The organism is Sphingomonas sp. TDK1, assembly GCF_001650735.1.
In the GTDB taxonomy this organism is placed as follows: Bacteria; Pseudomonadota; Alphaproteobacteria; order Sphingomonadales; family Sphingomonadaceae; genus Sphingomonas.
Map to the genome: position 1 here is coordinate 1 of NZ_LXVY01000005.1, position 16,903 is coordinate 16,903.

A 16,903-nucleotide genomic window follows, 5' to 3' on the forward strand; every position below is an offset into this window, starting at 1 on the left:
AGATGTGTATAAGAGACAGGGGCAGACATCAACTGCAGGAAGCTAAGATCAGCATCCGTCACGTCCGCGACATCGACATGGATGTCGCCCTGTCCCGCCAGCGCATCGATGCATTTCTTCTGAAGAAGCCTAGCATCACGCACGGTGGCGGAAGATTCTACGTGAAGATCTATTCCCATTTGCACCCCGTCACGATTTCTGGGCGCGAGCATCTTGGCTCGCAGCGGCGGCCTTGGATCCAACCGCAACAATGGAATTATAGGCAAAAGCCGAGTGGAAGATTCTGCGGGGCGGCCAAAAAAATTCGAATCTCTGCAAACGTATCGCCTAGCTTCGAAGCTTCATCACTGCGGAAAAATCGGATTTTTAAGCCGCGAAAAATAGTTAGCGGCGCGTAAGGCATGTCCCCAATCCGTAGCCCTACATGGTGGGTATGGCTGGCAGTGCGGCGCCGCATCGGCTAGGCGGTGCCCAATCATGCTCAATCTGACCGACATCACGGTGCGCCTGGGTGGGCGCACGATCATCGACGCCGCCACCGCCAAGCTGCCGCCGCGCGGCCGTATCGGCCTGATCGGCCGCAACGGCGCCGGCAAGTCGACGCTGGTGAAGGTGATCGCCAGCCAGCTCGAACCCGATGGCGGCAGCGTCGACATGCCGCGCGGTGCAAAGCTCGGCTATATCGCGCAGGAAGCCCCCGGCGGCTCCGCGACGCCGTTCGAGACGGTGCTGGCCGCCGATGTCGAGCGCGCCGCATTGCTTCATGAAAGCGAAACCAGCCACGATCCCGACCGGCTGGGGGAAATCCATGAGCGGCTGATCGCCATCGATGCGCACGCCGCGCCCTCGCGCGCCGCGCGCATCCTCGTCGGCCTCGGCTTCGACGAGGAGATGCAGCATCGCGAGCTCGAAAGCTTCTCGGGCGGCTGGCGGATGCGCGTGGCGCTGGCCAGCCTGCTCTTCTCGCAGCCCGACCTGCTGCTGCTCGACGAGCCTTCGAACCACCTCGATCTCGAAGCGGTGCTGTGGCTGGAGGACTTCCTCAAATCCTATCCCGCGACGATCCTGCTCGTCAGCCACGAGCGCGACTTCCTCAACAATGTCGTCGACCACATCCTGCATCTGGAGCGCGGCAAGCTGACGCTCTATCCCGGCGGCTATGACGCGTTCGAGCGCCAGCGCGCCGAGCGCCAGGCCCAGCTCGCCGCCGCGCGCGCCAAGCAGCAGGCCGAACGCGAGAAGCTGCAGGACTATATTGCCCGCAATTCGGCCCGCGCCTCCACCGCCAAGCAGGCACAGAGCCGACAGAAGGCGCTCGCCAGGATGCAGCCGATCGCCGAGCTGGTCGACGATCCCTCGCTGAGCTTCGACTTCCCCAATCCGGACGAGCTGCGGCCGCCGCTGATCACGCTCGACATGGCCAGCGTCGGCTATGGCGAGAAGCCGATCCTCCAGCGGCTCAACCTGCGCATCGATCCCGACGACCGCATTGCGCTGCTCGGCCGCAACGGCAACGGCAAGACCACGCTCGCCCGGCTGCTCGCCGCGCAGCTGACGCCGATGGACGGCGCGATCAACAGCAGCGGCAAGATGAAGGTGGGGTACTTCACCCAGTATCAGGTGGAGGAGCTCGACCGCGACGACACGCCCCTGCAGCACATGACGCGCAACATGGCCGGCGCCAGCCCTGGCGCGGTGCGCGCGCAGCTCGGCCGCTTCGGCTTCTCCGGCGACAAGGCGACGACCAAGGTCGGCAAGCTTTCGGGCGGCGAGCGCGCACGCCTGGCGCTGGCGCTGATCACTCGCGACGCGCCGCATCTGCTGATCCTCGACGAGCCTACCAACCACCTGGACGTCGACGCGCGCGAGGCGCTGATCCAGGCACTCAACGGCTATAGCGGCACGGTGGTGGTGGTCAGCCACGACCGGCACATGCTCGAGATGACGGCGGATCGGCTGGTCCTGGTCGACCAAGGCACCGCCAGCGAGTTCGACGGCAGCCTCGACGATTACATCGCCTTCGTCCTTTCGAAGGATTCGAGCAGCGGCGGCAAGGGCGGCGCGTCCAAGGCCGATCGCAAGGAAGCCCGCCGCGCCGCCGCCGAGGCACGCGAACGGGGCACGGCGCTACGCAAGGCGGCCAAGGCGGCGGAAGCCGAACTCGGCCGGCTCCAGGCATTACTTTCTTCACTGGAAAAGGCGATGTTCGATCCGACCAATGCCGATGCAGCGCTCACCAAGCTGACCATGACCGACCTGATGAAGCGCCGCGCCGAAGTGAACGCGAAGATCGAGTCGGCCGAGGTGGCGTGGATGGAAGCGAGCGAGGCGCTGGAGGGGCTTGGCGGCTGAGTCGCCCGGTCCGGGGACTGGAGCGCAAGATCTTCCGCATGAAATGCAGGTAGCCCGGACTTCGACGGATCGCAGCCGCCAGCGTGGACTTGCCGCTGTTCGACGTGCCGAGAATGCAAATTCGTTTGCCGCGCGCATCGAGTGCAGGCCCGTTTGAAGCCGCGCCGGCAACCGGAGGAAAGACGCTTTCGCGTCTGGCGCCCTTCCCCGGCCTCGCCGTCCGATCAGGCGATCGTCGGCACGATCCCGCCTTCGACACGGATCGCCGCGCCGTTGGTGATGGCGCCCAGCGGGCTCGCGAGCAACGCGACCTGCGCGGCGATTTCCTCGGCCTCGATCAGACGGCGAATCAGCGAAAGCGGGCGCATCTTGGCGAAGAACTCGGCTTCGCGCTCGGCTTCCGGCGCATCCTTGTTGTCCACTACCGAGCGGATGAACGCGACAATCCCTTCCGAGCGCGTCGGCCCCGGCAGCACCGAATTGACGGTCACGCCGGTGCCGCGAGTTTGCTCGGCGAGGCCACGGGCGATCGCCAGCTGGGCGGTCTTGGTGGTGCCATAGTGGATCATCTCGCTGGGGATCACGAGCCCGCTCTCGCTGGCGATGAACAGCACCCGCCCCCAGTTACGCGCCAGCATGCGCGGGAAATAGTGCCGAGCGAGGCGGGCACCGCTCACGACATTCACCTCGAACAGGTGATGCCAGTCCGCGTCGCTGATCTCGGTGAACGGCTTGGCCTCGTAGATGCCAAGATTGTTGACGAGGATATCGGTATCCGGGACCGCCGCGATGAGGGTCGCCGCGCCTTCAGCGGTGGCAGGATCGGCGAGCACCGCCGTCACCTTGCCGAGCTTGCCCAATCGTGCCGCCGCTTCGTCCAGCTTGGTCTGGCTGCGGCCCGTGATCGTCACTGCCACGCCTTCCTGCGTCAGTCGTTCGGCGATGGCGAGGCCGATTCCGGCGGTCGAGCCGGTGACGAGGGCAGTCTTGCCGGTAAGTTGCAGATCCATGGTGGTGTTTCCTTCCAAATTCGAAACGGAAATAGGCATGCAGCCAATTGCTGATTAGATTGCCTGGAAGCACCACAGAAATGCCTCGGATTCACGAATGGATAATCGGCTGGGGGAGATGGAGATGTTCCTGGCGATCGCGGCGCATGGGAGCCTTGCCGGCGCCGCGAAGGCCCTCCGCGTCACGCCGTCGACCGTCAGCCGCGGCATGGCCCGGCTGGAGGCGCGGCTTGGCGTGCAGCTGGCGACCCGCACGACGCGGGCGCTGGCGCTGACACCCGAAGGGCAAGCCTATCATGCCCGCGTGGCAGGGCTGATGGCCGAGATCGATGCGATCGAACACAGCTTCGAGCGCGACCAGGTGCCGCGCGGCCCGCTGCGCGTGAATGCCTCGGTACCGCTCGGCACGCTGTTCCTGATCCCGATCCTGCCGGCGTATCTGCGCGCGCATCCGGGGGTGACGGTGAACCTCACCCTGTCCGACACGTTGGTGGAACTGGTGGAAGAGCGCGCCGATGTCGCACTCCGCGTGGGCCCTTTGCGCGACACCAGCATCAAGGCATTGAAGCTCGGCCGAAGCACGATGGCGGTGGTCGCCAGCCCCGACTATCTGGCACGCGCCGGTACACCGCAGCATCCGCACGATCTCGACCACCACAGCTGCCTGCGCTTCAACTTCCGCCGCTCGATCGACAGCTGGCCGTTCCGCGTCGACGGCGCAGTGGTACATCGGACGATGGACGGGCCGTTCCTCGGCAATTCGGGCGAGGCGGTGCGGTTGATGGCGGTAGCCGGGGGCGGCATCGCGCGGCTTGGCCGCTTTCATGTTGCCGCCGATCTTGCGGCCGGGCGGCTGATCGAGGTTCTGCCGGCCTTCAATCCGGGGGACGGCGAGGACATCCACGCGCTGTTCGTCGGGCACGCGCGGCTGGCGCTGCGCGTGCGCTCCTTCGTCGATTATCTGAAGGCCACGCTCACGCTCTGATCGCCGTGCCAGCGGTGTGGAAAGAATGCGAAGCGATTGCCCACGCAGGCGCCCGATACTGCGGCGATCCCGTGGTCGCGGTCATCGCCGCGCAATATCGTCGGCGGCAGCGTGGCTAACCGCGCCTTAACCCCGCCGGGCTACACCGCAGCCTGCCTTTTGCCGGCGTGTCGGAGGGATTCTTTCCTTGAGTAGCATCGTCATCCTCGACCATTTCCTAGGCGACGAGCGGCGCCAGCGGGTCTGGGACTTCCTCGATCAGCCAGGCTGGAAGCATGGCGCCTATTCGTCCGCGGCGCCGGACGCCCCGCGCTATTTCTACAAGCATTTCGCCGGCTATCAGAGAAGCGCGCAGGAAGACCGCAACCCCACCGCCATCGCCGCCGAGCTGGAGATGATGGCGCCACTCATCGCGGAAGTATGGCACGACCTACTGCGCAAGCCGTTGCGCGGACAGCAGCTCTCGCGTTGCTATGCGAACTGCATGCCGTCCGGCGTGGGCGGCGGGGTGCACCTCGATTCCGACTGCAAGGACCATCTCACCGCCATCTATTATCCCCAGGCGGCATGGTGCGCGGATCATGGCGGCGAGACGCTGTTCTTCAACCGGCAGGCCAGCGAGGTGCTGAAGGCGGTGATGCCCAAGCCCGATCGGCTGGTGATCTTCCCCGGCACGATTCCACATGCCGCGCGCCCGATCTACGGCGGCGCGCCGGACGCATCGCGGATCACGCTGATGTTCAAGACACTCGGTCGCCACGTCTGATCGCACGCTCCCGCTCGACGGTCCGATCGTTTTCTGCAAGACCGGGCGCAAGACGGGGAGGGACGGAATGACGGACGAGGTTTGCGAGCCGAGCGCCCGCGAGATGCGCATGGTGATCGGCGCATCCTCGCTGGGCACCGTGTTCGAATGGTATGATTTCTTCATCTGGGGCACGCTGACGGCCACGGGCATTCTCGGCCGCACCTTCTTCCCTTCGGGCAACGAGAATCTGGCGACGCTGCTCTCCTGGGGCACCTTCGCCGTTGGCTTCGGCTTCCGCCCGCTCGGCGCCGTGGTGTTCGGCTTCCTGGGCGACCGGATGGGCCGTAAATACACCTTCCTGGTCACGATCACCGTCATGGGCCTGGCCACCGCCGGCATCGGGCTGATCCCCGGCTATGCCGAGATCGGCGCCACCGCGCCGATCATCATCCTGGCGCTCCGCGTGGCACAGGGGCTGGCACTCGGCGGCGAATATGGCGGTGCAGCGATCTTCGTGGCCGAGCATTCGCCCGAAGGCCGGGCCGGCTATCATACCAGCTTCATCCAGGCCAGCGTGGTGGGCGGCTTCATCCTCAGCCTCGCCGTGGTGTTGCTGTTCAAGTTCTCCGCCGGGGATCTGTGGGAGAGCTGGGGCTGGCGGCTGCCTTTCCTCTTCTCGCTCGTGTTGCTCGCCATCTCCTTGTGGATGCGCTTCCGCCTGTCCGAAAGCCCTGTGTTCCGCGCGATGAAGGAAGCCGGCGAAACCGCGCGCAACCCCTTTGTCGAGAGCTTCACCTATCCGGGGAACAAGAAGCGGCTGTTCGTCGCGCTGTTCGGCATCGCTGGCGGCCTTACCGTCGTGTGGTACACGGCGATGTTCTCGGTGCTCGCCTTCCTCTCCGGCCCGATGCGGCTGGACCAGACCGCCGCCCAGCTGATCACCGGCGCGGGCGCCGTGATCGGTGTCGGGTTCTTCATCTGGTTCGGCAAGCTGTCGGACCGCGTCGGTCGCAAGCCGCCGATCGTGGTGGGCTATGCGCTGACGCTGGTGCTGCTCTTCCCCTGTTTCTACGTGATCGGCAGCGCTGCGAACCCAGGGCTCGCCAAGGCGGCGCTCCGCGAGCCGGTGGTCGTCGCCGGACCGCACTGCGCGTACGACCCCTTCGCGACCACCCAGGGCGACGAGTGCTGGCGGATGCTCGATCACCTGTCGCGACTGGGCGTCAGCTACAAGACAGCGAAGGCACCCAGCGTGGTCGTCACGATCGGCGGCCAGGTCGTGCCGCAGAACGATCCGGCGTTGGTGGAAGCGGCGCTGAAAGAAGCCGGCTATCGCTTCGACCGGATCATCCCGGAGCCCATCGATATCGCGATGATCCTGGTGGCGATGACGGTGCTGATGGCGCTGTGCGGCGCCACCTACGGGCCGGTCGCCGCGCTGCTGAGCGAGATGTTCCCCACGCGTATCCGCTATTCGTCGATGTCGATTCCCTATCATATCGGCACCGGCTATTTCGGCGGGTTCCTGCCGTTCATCAGCCATTACATCGTCGCCCGCACCGGCAACCCCTATGCCGGGCTATGGTACACCTTTGCCGTGGTGTTGATGGCGCTGGTGGTGACGGCCATGGGGCTGCGCGAGACGGTGGCGCTTCGCGGGCAGCGGCGCTAACCGACGGGGGATGACCGACTCCCCCCTCCGCCTCCGCCTCAACGCCGCTGCCCTCACCGCCAACTGGACGCTGCTCGCGCGGCTCGGCGGCAAGGCTGCCTGCGGTGCGGCGGTGAAAGCGAATGGCTACGGGCTCGGCGCCCGCGGAGTGGTGGAGCGGCTGGCCGCGACGGGCTGCCGCGACTTTTTCGTCGCCACCTGGGCGGAGGCACGTGCGCTCGCGGATTTGGACGTGACCCTATCGGTGCTGCACGGCGTCCGCGCCGAGGATCTCGCCGATCGCCCCCGGACGGCCCGGCCGGTGCTGGCCAGCGTCGAGCAGGTGCGCCGCTGGCGCGAGGCCGGCGGCGGCCCCTGCGACGTGATGGTCGATACCGGCATGAACCGGCTCGGCATCTCCGCCCAGAATGTCGCGGACGGACTGCTTGACGGTCTCGCCATCGAGACGCTGATGAGCCACCTGGTCTCCGCCGACGAGGCGGTACCGCTGAACGGTCGCCAACGTGACGCCTTCGCCGCCCTCGCCGGCCGCACTTCGGCACGGCGGATGAGCCTTGCCAACAGCGCCGGGATCGCATTGGGCAAGGATTACCATTTCGACCTGACCCGCCCAGGCATCGCGCTGTACGGCGGGCGCCAGCGGGACGCACACGCCGGCATCCGTCAGGTGGTGACGCCGGAAGCGCAGATTCTCCAGCGCCGGCGTGTGACCGCGGGCGAGACGATCGGCTACAACGCGACCTTCACCGCGCCGCATGACATGGAAGTAGCGATCCTCAATCTCGGCTATGCCGACGGCTATCTGCGCTGCTTCTCGGACAAGGGAGTCGCGCATGCCGGGGGGGCGATCCTCCCGGTGGTCGGTCGGGTGTCGATGGACCTGACCGCACTTTGCGTGGATGCCGCGCCCGATCTCGGCGAAGGCGACTGGGTTGCGATGGACTATGCCCTGCCGGAAACGGCGGCGCGAAGCGGGCTGTCGCAATACGAGCTCCTCACCGGGCTCGGCGCACGCTTCGATCGGGTGTGGGCCTGATCAACCCGAGGCAATCGTCCAGGGGTCTACCGGCCCCTGTCGGATCCATCGGGTCGCGATCCATTTCGCGCCGGCGCGAACCGGTTCTCCGGTGTGCAACAGCCGTGGGTCGGGAGAGCCGTCGGGTAATAGTGTCTCGAACAGGATAGCGTCGCCCGCGCTTGGTCGCACGGTCACCCCCAGCGCCGGAAAATCGGTTTCACCGCCGACAAAGCCCTGGTTGAGATAGACGATGAAGGTCGCAACGCGCTGGTTCGCAGCGCCTGCAATGGTATCCAGGTGGCGGCGATATTGTTGGCCAGGACTGTAGCGCAGCACGGTCAGGGGCTCGCCATTGGCCACATCGGTTCCGGTTGCGGCGGCGATGCGCAGGTTGATGGCGCGAATGACGAGGTCCTCGCCGGTCGGCCCGATCGCCCCACCGTCCGACGTGCGGATCGGATGCGGCATCGGCCGGCCGCTGCGGGGATCGAGGACGAAAGAAGGCTGCAGCAGCGGCTGCGCCGATGTCGCCAGATGGGCGCATTCCTCGGCCGAAAGCAGATGCGGAAACCGGACGAGGCGGGGCGTCTCGTGAAAGACGTCCCCTTTGGGTGCCACCAGCGGGCTGCCATCGTCCTTCAATGCCATCCTGGTCAGCAGCGCCAGATGCGCAGCTGCCACAGGGTCGCCATGCGCTGCGACCTCCAGCGCACGCATCGCCGCCGCCCAGTCAGGCGCATCGCGACCGCCATTGCCATTGGCCAGGAGCGCGATCTCCATCAGCGCCCCGTCGACATGCCCGATCGCCACCGCCCGCGACAGGCAGGTCCGCGCCTGATCGATGTCGCGGCCCAGCGGCGCGCCGATCAGGTACCACACCGCCAACTGCATCCACGCTTCCGCGCTTCCTTGGCCACCGGCTTGGGCAAGCAGCGCCCTGGCTTCTTCGATCTTGCCCGCATTGGCGAGGGACAGGGCGTGCTCGACGGGATCGCTGTGCATGGAATGCCTCTATCCCGGCAGGCGGGTAAAAAAAAAGGCCGGGAGGATCGCTCCTCCCGGCCCGAATGATCGGTTCCGGCGATCAGAAGTTCGCGCGGAAGCCCATGTAGAAGAAACGGCCACGGTTGTCGTAGATACCCGAGCCGGTGCCCACGCCGGTCAGGCCGTAGGGCGGGTTCTTGTTCCCGATATTGTTGACGCCGCCATAGAGGTTGAAGCTCTTGTTCACCTCGATCGCCGCACGGACGTCGTTGTAGAAGACCGACGGATACATGCGGATTTCGGCATAGTCCGGGTTCTGCGGCGGCTCACCGTTGACGCTGTTATAGTCTTCCCACGTGTTGAGATACATGCCGCTGATGTAGCGCAGCGTGTGCCCGATCGAGAACTTGCCGAACGTCAGGTCCGTATCGATGGTGAAGCGGTCCTGCGGATCGTTCAGCTCGCCGGTGATGACGTTCTTGTAGTTCGGGCGCGACGGGTCGGTGTAGTTGTCGCGCTGGATCACATGCGTCCAATCGCCCTTCACGCGCACCAGGCCCCAGTCGAACCGGTGATTGAAGGTGATGTTGGTATCGATCCCACGTGCCTTGTAACGCGCATAGTTCTGCGGCGCGTCCTGGTACGAACCTTCGATGATGCGGAACGCCTGTTCGCCGTTCGGACCACCCGAGGCGTCCGCGCGCTTGAAGAGGCCGCAGAACTGGTTGTTCAGCGACGGCGCGTCATAGCAGGCATTCAGTGCGCTCTGCACCGACGGGGAGGTGATCACGTTCTTCACGGTGATGTCGTAATAGTCGACCGAGAAGGACAGACCCGGCACCCAGTGCGGTTCGAACACGGCACCCAGCGTCCAGGAGCGCGAGCTCTCTTCCTTGAGGTTCGGATTGCCGCCGCTCAGGATCTGCAGCGACGAGGTGTAGACATAGTCGTACGACGCAGGGATGCCGGCGGCAGCGCAGTTCGCCTTGCGATTCGCCGAGCCGGTGTTGATGTTACGCGCCGAGCAGGGGTCCGAAGGTGCGGGCGTGAAGTTCTGGCCCGCAACCGCATAGAGATCGCCCACATAGGGAGCGCGCACTGCACGGGAGTAGCTGCCGCGGAAGCCGAAGTCGCGCACCGGACGCCAGACCGCATCGCCGCTATAGGCGAACACCGTGCCGGTCGAGCCGCGATAATCCGCGACACGGCCAGAGCCGCTGACGGTCAGCTCCTTGAAGAAGGGAACATCCTTCAGCAACGGCACCGAAAGCTCGCCGAACGCTTCCTTCACTTCGAAGGCGGGCGAACGGAAGGTCGGAATGGCGTTGTAGAACGCGTAGCCCGCCTGGGTCAGCGGATCGAGGTCGTATCGCAGCGTCTCGCGACGATATTCGCCGCCGACCGCAACGCTCATCGGGCCGCCGGGCAGCTCGAACAGATTGCCCGAAACATAGCCGTTGCCGACGAACTGCGTCGCGCTGCCGGTGGCGGTGGTCTTCATCAGCAGATAGTTGCGCGCGGCATCGCTCACTGAGCCTTCGCCGAACGGGTTCAGCGGCACACAGGCGGCGATGTCCGCTGCCAGCACCGACGGGTTGCCGCCGCGATCAACACCGGAATAGGCCGGATTGATCTGCGAACGGCAGACGATGTTGCCGTTGGCGTCGCGGGTGGTGTCGTTCGCGAGCAGGAAGCGCTGGCGATTGACATTGCCGCTGATCACGTTGGTTTCGCGATGCTCGCTGTACTCCGCGGACACTTCATAGTGCCAGCTGCCGCCGAAATCGCCACGGGCACCGCCGACGAAGCGATATACCTCGCGCTTGATGTTTTCATCGCGCACCCCGAGATCGACCCAGTTGCGACGCAGCGAGAAGCGATAGGTCCCCGCCGCGACCTGGGCGAGCGATGCCGCCTGCTGCGCCGCCGTGATCGCCGCGCCGGTGTTCGGGTTGACGCCCGAGGCGATCGCCGCCTGCAGCTGCGCGGTGATCGTGTTGCGCGCCGCGCCGTTGAGATACGGGTTGTCGACGCGGATGCCTTCGCGGTTCACGCGACCGATCGCAGCGCCGCTGACGTAATAGGACAGATCGGTAAGACCGGTGCCCGTGATCTGATCGCTGAGCGTCTGCCCCTGCGAGAAGAACGGGCCGCTCTGCGAGCCGAACGCTTCGGTGCGGACATATTTGGCTTCGAAGAACGGAACAAAGGCTTCCGAGACTTCGAAATGGCCCAGCGCGTTGAAGGCGTAGCGCTTCACATTTGGCGAGAGCACCACCAACTTGCCCTCACGGCCGGTCGAACCGTTGCCACCGACGAAGCTGCCATTGGGACCAAGGCCGACGCGCAGACCGGTCTGCGGGGTAAGCGCACCGCCCGGCTGGAACAAATAGGCGCAGGTGAAGGCGCTGCCCACCGCGTCGGTACCGCAAGGGCGCGTTCCGTTGCTGCCGTAGCGGAAGCCGAGCTGACCGCCCAGCGAGATCGTGGTGCTGCGGATGTCACGATAGAACAGCCGATCCGGCACGTCGTCCGAGGAGGCGCCCACGTCCGTATCGACGATGACGAAGCCGTCGTTGCGGCGGAGCGACGGGCGATCCGAGGCATAATAGTCGGACTGATTGGAATATTCCGCCGCAAGGACGACATTGCCGCGGCCTTCCGCGAAATTCTTGCCCGCCAGCAGCGAAATCGTCTGGTTGCCCGCATCGCCATATTTGCTGACGCCGGCACGTCCGTTCAGCTGCAGGCCGTCGAAGTGATCCTTCAGGATGAAGTTGACCACGCCCGAGATCGCGTCGGAGCCATAGACTGCCGACTTGCCGCCCGTGACGATATCGACCCGCTCGATCAGGTCGAGCGGGATCGTGTTGACGTCTACCGCGTTGCCGTTGTTGATGATGTCGCTGGTGACCTGGCGACGGCCGTTGATCAGCGTCAGCGTGCGCGAGATGCCGAGGCCGCGAAGGTCGAGGAAGTTCTGACCGCGCCGGCCGAGACCCGACGTCGAGTTCTGCGAGCCGACCGAGCTGCGCAGCTGCGGCATCGTGTTCAGCACGTCACCCACCGAGATGCGGCCGCTATTGGCGATCTGATCGGCGGTAACGGTGGTGATCGGAACCGGCGAATCCTGATTGGCCGTACGTAGGCGCGATCCGGTGACGACGATCGAATCCTGGTCCTGGGTTTCGGTCGCGGTATCGCTCTGCGCGGTCTGCGCCAGCGCAAGGGCGGGGCACAGCATCGTGCTGCCCATCAGTGCCGTAGCACCTAATAGCTTGGAAAATTTCATGAGTTGCCCCTCACAGGCGGGATGCCTGAGGGCCTCTGATCCTAGCTCGCACGATTCTTACAAGCTTTTGGTAACTAATTTTACAACTTTGTTGCACCCTGTTGCAGAAGAGTCACAGAGTTGGGCGCATTGTTGCCAGCAAGCAATATTCTGACGCATTTTTGTTACAAATCTTTGCGGCCGTGCAGCTATGCGATTTGTTGACATCGCGCACCAAGAAAAAGGCCGAGGCTACCGCCCCGGCCCATTCCTTCCGCTAGGTCGAACGTCAGTCGCGCTCGACGCACATCGCGATGCCCATGCCGCCGCCGATGCACAGCGTCGCCAGGCCCTTTTTCGCGTCGCGCTTGCCCATTTCGTGAATCAGCGTGGTAAGGATGCGCGCGCCCGAGGCGCCGATCGGGTGGCCGATGGCGATCGCGCCGCCGTTCACGTTCACCTTGTCCGCATCCCAGCCCAGTTCCTTGCCGACCGACAAGGACTGTGCCGCGAACGCCTCGTTCGCCTCGATCAGGTCGAGGTCGGCGATGGTCCAGCCCGCCTTCTCCAAGGCCTTGCGGCTGGCGGTAACCGGTCCAATGCCCATCACCGACGGATCGACACCCGTGCTCGCCCAACTGCGGATCGTCGCCAGGATCGGCGCGCCGCGCTTCTCGGCCTCCTCACGCGTCATCAGCACCAGCGCCGCGGCGCCGTCGTTGAGGCCCGAGGCGTTGGCGGCGGTGACGGTGCCGTCCTTCTTGAAGGCCGGGCGCAGGCCGGCGACGCTGTCCACCGTCGCGCCGGCCCGGATATATTCGTCGTCGGCGACGATCGTCTCGCCCTTGCGGGTCTTCACGGTCACCGGCGCGATCTCGTCCTTGAAGCGTCCCTCTGCGCGGGCCTTCTCGGCGAGGTTCTGCGAGCGCACCGCGAATTCGTCCTGCTCGCCGCGGGTCACCTGATACTGCTCGGCGAGATTCTCTGCGGTGATGCCCATGTGATAGCCGTTGAAGACGTCGGTCAGGCCGTCCTTGATCATCGTGTCGACCAGGCTCAGGTCGCCCATCTTGGTGCCCGGACGCAGCGACTGGGCGTGGGTGCTCATCGACATCGATTCCTGGCCGCCCGCGACGATGATCGCAGCGTCGCCGTTACGGATCGACTGGAAGCCGAGCGCCACCGCGCGCAGGCCCGAGCCGCAGACCTGCTGCACGCTCCACGCCGGGACTTCCTTGGGGACGCCGGCATGCATCGATGCCTGGCGGGCGGGGTTCTGGCCCTGGGCGGCCGTCAGCACTTGGCCGAGGATCACCTCGGAGACCTCTTCGCCCTTCACACCGGCTTCGGCAAGGGCGGCTTCGATCGCGATTCGGCCGAGCTCGTGCGCGGGCGTGGCGGCGAAGGCGCCGAGGAAGCTGCCCACCGGGGTGCGCTTGGCAGCGGTAATCACGACGTCGGTCATGCTGGTCTCCTGGGAGTGTGTTTGGGCGTTATCTAATGCGGCGCAGCGTGGTTAGCCAGTGGGCCAGCGGTTCCCATACCGCCTTCCGCGCGCGCCTGCCGACGATCATGCCGACATGGCCGAGCGCCATCTCACGCACCTCACCCAGCCGCGCAGCGCTGGCGGCGGGAACGATGCGGTCGGTGGTAGAGACGAAGGAAAGCGCCGGGATTTCCAGCGCTTCCGGATGGGCCGTGATTCCCGCAACCTGCCAGCGGCCGCTGCCGGGAAGATCGGCGGATAGGAAATCGTCAAACAACTGCCGCCCCGCCCCGAAGGTAAGCGGCGCACCGGCATTCGCCCAGTCCTCGAGCACCACAAAAGCGCGGGCCTCCGGATCCTTCGGACGAAGGCGACCGAATCGCTCATATTTCAGGATCGTGCGCCGCGGGTCGAGCTGCCAGAAGCCGGCCTGCAGCACTTCCATCGGTACCACGCCCAGCCGCTCGCAGGTGGGATAGGCCTGGTCCCACAGCGCCGCGAAGGATTCGAGCGCCGCGCCATAGCCGGCAAAGCGCCACGGCGCCGCGATCGAGACCAGCCCTGCGGTCTCGATCGCCTGCGCGGCGGCAATCGCCATGGTGCCGCCCAGACAATAGCCGGCCAGCACCGGCGGTCGCCGCAACTGGCGGAGCAAGGGCAGCAGCAGCCGTTCGACATGGCCGTTCACGTCCAGCCCGGCGGCGTCGGGCGGCGGGCTGCCCCAGTCGACCAGCAAAGGCCGCACCCCTTGCCGTGACAGCCAGCGCAGCAGCGAGTTGCCTCGGGCAAGATCGAGCACGACCGGCGGATTGATCAGCGAGGGCACGAACACGACCGGTAGGCCATGCCCACCATAATCGCGCAGCACTGCGCGGCCGGCACGCGCGACGATCGGCTTTTCCGGGCGCGGGGCCGGGCGCGGGGCGTTCTGATATGCGGCCAAGCCCGCAAGTGCCGCGGCGCGTTTTTCGGCCGATGCTGCCGTTTCGTTGCGCAGCATTGCGAGAAAAAGCGGCAAAGGACGCGGTCCGTGTTGCGGCGCGTCAGAAACTGTAGTTAGGTGCGCATCTGTCACGTGCGGGGGTTCCCATGAAGAAAGCTGCACCCGGAAGCGGTCCGGTCATCATTAAGAAATATGCGAACCGCCGGCTCTATAATACCGAGACCTCGTCTTACATCACGCTCGAGCATCTCGCAGCGATGACGCGCGAAGGCCGCGACTTCAAGGTCGTGGATGCCAAGACCGAGGAGGATATTACCCATAACGTCCTCACCCAGATCATCATGGAGGAGGAAGCGCGCGGCCAGACCATGCTGCCTGTGAACTTCCTGCGCCAGCTGATCGCGCTTTATGGCGACTCGATGCAGGCGATGGTGCCGGGCTATCTCGAAGCGTCGATGGACAGCTTCCGCCGCAACCAGGAACAGTTTAAGTCGGCGGTGGAGGGCGCGTTCGCCAACTCGCCCTTCGCGGAGATCGCCAAGCGCAACATGGCGATGTTCGAAGCCGCCGCGAGCGCCTTCCAGCCGGGGGGTGCGGCGAACCCGACGCCAGGCGCAGCACCGGCTGCTGCACCCGCCCCTACCGAGGCGGGCACCGGCGATGGCGATGTCTCGGCGCTGAAGGCAGAACTCGCGCGGCTTCAGGAAAAGATCGAAAAGCTGGGCAAATAAGGGCATTGCGGACCGGGCGCAGCGCGCACCGGCCCGCACCCGCCGCGATCCGGAGCAGCGGACATGACGCTATGGCTCGGTGTGCTGGTATCCCTCCTGCTCGGATCCCCGAGCATGCCGGAGGATCCCCAGGAGCGCGTTCACCAGTCCGAGGAATTGGTCTTCGCCAAGGCCGAGGAGGACATTGCCCGCAAGACCGACATCTTCCAGCACATGGTGGGGGAAGAGGCATTCGACTGGAGCGTGGACCTCGACCTGGGCGTGATCATGTTCACCGCTGCCAGCTATGTCGCCACTGCGCCGGTGCAGGTTATCGGTACCTACAACAGGCGCGACGGTACCTTCCTGTGGGGATGGGACCATCCATCCATCCCGGAGAGCCGACGGGCCGATGCGAAGCTGGCGCGGCAATTCGGCGAGGTGCACGGACTTTCCCGATACACGACGCGGAAAGTGTCCTGCAGCGAAACAGAAGCGTGGCAATTCACCGCGGTCGCTTCGTACCTGGCGGGTGCAACCGGTACGTATCGCGGGAACTCCGGGCCGACGCTGATCTACATGACCTTCGGGAAGGTTACCGTAAGCCCGAGGAAGCAGCCTTAAAAAGGCCGCTGCGCCACCCGCCGCGGGCGGATGGCGCGGCAACATCCCTATGGCTTGCGGAATTTGAGCGTCATGCGGTCGCTCTCGCCGATCGCGGCATATTTGGCGCGGTCCTGATCCTTCAGCGCGTAGGTGGGCGGCAGCGTCCACACGCCGTTCGGCCAGTCGGCAGTATCGGCCTTGTTGGCATTCACTTCCGATGCACCGACGAATTTGAAACCTGCCGCCTCGGCCAACCGGCGCACCGTCGACACCTTGAGATAGCCGCTCTTGGTCTCGCGATCGTCGCCGGCGCTCTCGGGAAGACGATGGTCCTCGATGCCGAGCGTGCCCCCCTTCTTGAGCATCGCGTACATCTGCTTGAACGCCTCGGGCGCGTAATCCTTGCCGTCCTGTCCACCCATCCGCCAATTGTGGACGTTGCGGAAGGTGAGCACGACATCGGCTGTGCCGTTCGGTACCTTTGCCTGCCCCGCGGCAGCTGGGAAGCTGACGACGCGGATCGGGCCGTACAGGGCTGGGTCCTTCGCCTTCAGCGCCTCGATGCCCTTGGCGTTGCCGCTCGGGACCGCAGCATAGAGAGTGCCCTTGCCGCGTGTCAACGGCGCGAGGATCTCGGTATACCAGCCGCCGCTCGGCCAGATCTCGACCACCGTGTCGTTCGGCTTCACCCCGAAAAAGGCAAGCGTATCGGCAGGGTGGCGATATTTGTCGCGTGCGGTATTGGCGGGCGTGCGGCTGGGGGCCGCGACGGCGTTCCCGATCGCCTGGCGCAGCGAGGCGGGCTGCTGCGCAGCGACGCTAGCGACGGCGGCGATGGTAGTAACGACGGCGATGCCGATAAGACGATGGCGCATTGGCAATGGCTCCCTGCTATCCGGGCGCGACTTTGAAGCAACAAGGTGACGATGCAACTAGAATTCTGGATCGGCGCCGGCGTTGCGCTGCTGGTCGCGATTGTCGCCGGGCTGGCCGAGCATCGCCGTCGCAAGCGACGCGATCTGGAACGGGTGGGCTGGGTGCCGTGGATGGCCATCCAGATGGCCGGACTGTTCGCGGCGCTGGTGCTGGTGAGCGTGGCGCTGCACGCGGGCTAGTCG

General features: G+C 65.4%; 14 protein-coding genes. 8 read left to right on the forward strand and 6 right to left on the reverse strand.

What is annotated here, in order from left to right:
- The first annotated feature begins 477 nt into the window (after nucleotides 1-477).
- The gene (locus A7X12_RS05740) at nucleotides 478-2,352 is read left to right on the forward strand and encodes an ABC-F family ATP-binding cassette domain-containing protein (protein WP_064310706.1); all 1,875 of its coding nucleotides are present in this window, start codon (nucleotides 478-480) and stop codon (nucleotides 2,350-2,352) included.
- Between the two features lie 224 nt (nucleotides 2,353-2,576).
- Here A7X12_RS05740 and A7X12_RS05745 read toward each other — a convergent pair whose 3' ends face one another.
- Entirely contained in the window at nucleotides 2,577-3,362 is a 786-nt protein-coding gene (locus tag A7X12_RS05745; RefSeq protein ID WP_064310707.1) for an SDR family NAD(P)-dependent oxidoreductase, read from the reverse strand.
- A 97-nt stretch (nucleotides 3,363-3,459) separates the two neighbouring features.
- Between A7X12_RS05745 and A7X12_RS05750 the strand changes: the two genes are divergently transcribed.
- The 4 genes from A7X12_RS05750 to A7X12_RS05765 all read left to right on the forward strand — a co-directional run bounded on the left by A7X12_RS05750 (nucleotide 3,460) and on the right by A7X12_RS05765 (nucleotide 7,803).
- Nucleotides 3,460-4,347 carry a LysR family transcriptional regulator gene (locus A7X12_RS05750; protein ID WP_064310708.1) on the forward strand — a complete coding sequence of 296 codons (888 nt, stop codon included), beginning with the start codon at nucleotides 3,460-3,462 and terminating at the stop codon, nucleotides 4,345-4,347.
- Nucleotides 4,348-4,534: 187 nt separating this feature from the next.
- Complete coding sequence (locus tag A7X12_RS05755; RefSeq protein ID WP_084445120.1) at nucleotides 4,535-5,113, forward strand: 2OG-Fe(II) oxygenase; 579 nt, start codon at nucleotides 4,535-4,537, stop codon at nucleotides 5,111-5,113.
- A gap of 67 nt (nucleotides 5,114-5,180) precedes the next feature.
- Complete coding sequence (locus A7X12_RS05760) at nucleotides 5,181-6,767, forward strand: MFS transporter (RefSeq protein WP_064310710.1); 1,587 nt, start codon at nucleotides 5,181-5,183, stop codon at nucleotides 6,765-6,767.
- A gap of 10 nt (nucleotides 6,768-6,777) precedes the next feature.
- Nucleotides 6,778-7,803: an alanine racemase gene (locus tag A7X12_RS05765; protein WP_064310711.1), complete on the forward strand. Its 1,026-nt coding sequence runs from the start codon at nucleotides 6,778-6,780 to the stop codon at nucleotides 7,801-7,803.
- Here A7X12_RS05765 and A7X12_RS05770 read toward each other — a convergent pair whose 3' ends face one another.
- From A7X12_RS05770 to A7X12_RS05785, 4 genes are all read right to left on the reverse strand, one after another.
- Nucleotides 7,804-8,787, reverse strand: a complete 984-nt coding sequence (locus A7X12_RS05770; RefSeq protein WP_064310712.1) for a 2OG-Fe(II) oxygenase — start codon at nucleotides 8,785-8,787, stop codon at nucleotides 7,804-7,806.
- Between the two features lie 82 nt (nucleotides 8,788-8,869).
- On the reverse strand, nucleotides 8,870-12,061 hold the full coding sequence (locus A7X12_RS05775) for a TonB-dependent receptor domain-containing protein (RefSeq protein ID WP_157105504.1): 3,192 nt from the start codon (nucleotides 12,059-12,061) through the stop codon (nucleotides 8,870-8,872).
- 268 nt (nucleotides 12,062-12,329) lie between these two features.
- Entirely contained in the window at nucleotides 12,330-13,505 is a 1,176-nt protein-coding gene (locus A7X12_RS05780; protein ID WP_064310713.1) for an acetyl-CoA C-acetyltransferase, read from the reverse strand.
- Between the two features lie 28 nt (nucleotides 13,506-13,533).
- Entirely contained in the window at nucleotides 13,534-14,544 is a 1,011-nt protein-coding gene (locus A7X12_RS05785) for an alpha/beta fold hydrolase (RefSeq protein ID WP_084445122.1), read from the reverse strand.
- A gap of 71 nt (nucleotides 14,545-14,615) precedes the next feature.
- Here A7X12_RS05785 and phaR point away from each other — a divergent pair, with 71 nt between their 5' ends.
- Nucleotides 14,616-15,200, forward strand: a complete 585-nt coding sequence (gene phaR, locus A7X12_RS05790; RefSeq protein WP_064310715.1) for a polyhydroxyalkanoate synthesis repressor PhaR — start codon at nucleotides 14,616-14,618, stop codon at nucleotides 15,198-15,200.
- A 63-nt stretch (nucleotides 15,201-15,263) separates the two neighbouring features.
- Complete coding sequence (locus tag A7X12_RS05795) at nucleotides 15,264-15,803, forward strand: DUF6882 domain-containing protein (RefSeq protein WP_084445124.1); 540 nt, start codon at nucleotides 15,264-15,266, stop codon at nucleotides 15,801-15,803.
- Nucleotides 15,804-15,850: 47 nt separating this feature from the next.
- Here the strand turns inward: A7X12_RS05795 and A7X12_RS05800 are convergent, their stop codons facing one another.
- Complete coding sequence (locus A7X12_RS05800; RefSeq protein ID WP_064310716.1) at nucleotides 15,851-16,660, reverse strand: class I SAM-dependent methyltransferase; 810 nt, start codon at nucleotides 16,658-16,660, stop codon at nucleotides 15,851-15,853.
- 51 nt (nucleotides 16,661-16,711) lie between these two features.
- On the opposite strand from A7X12_RS05800, the gene A7X12_RS05805 reads away from it, so the two are divergent.
- Nucleotides 16,712-16,900, forward strand: a complete 189-nt coding sequence (locus A7X12_RS05805; RefSeq protein ID WP_064310717.1) for a hypothetical protein — start codon at nucleotides 16,712-16,714, stop codon at nucleotides 16,898-16,900.
- Nucleotides 16,901-16,903 lie beyond the last annotated feature (3 nt).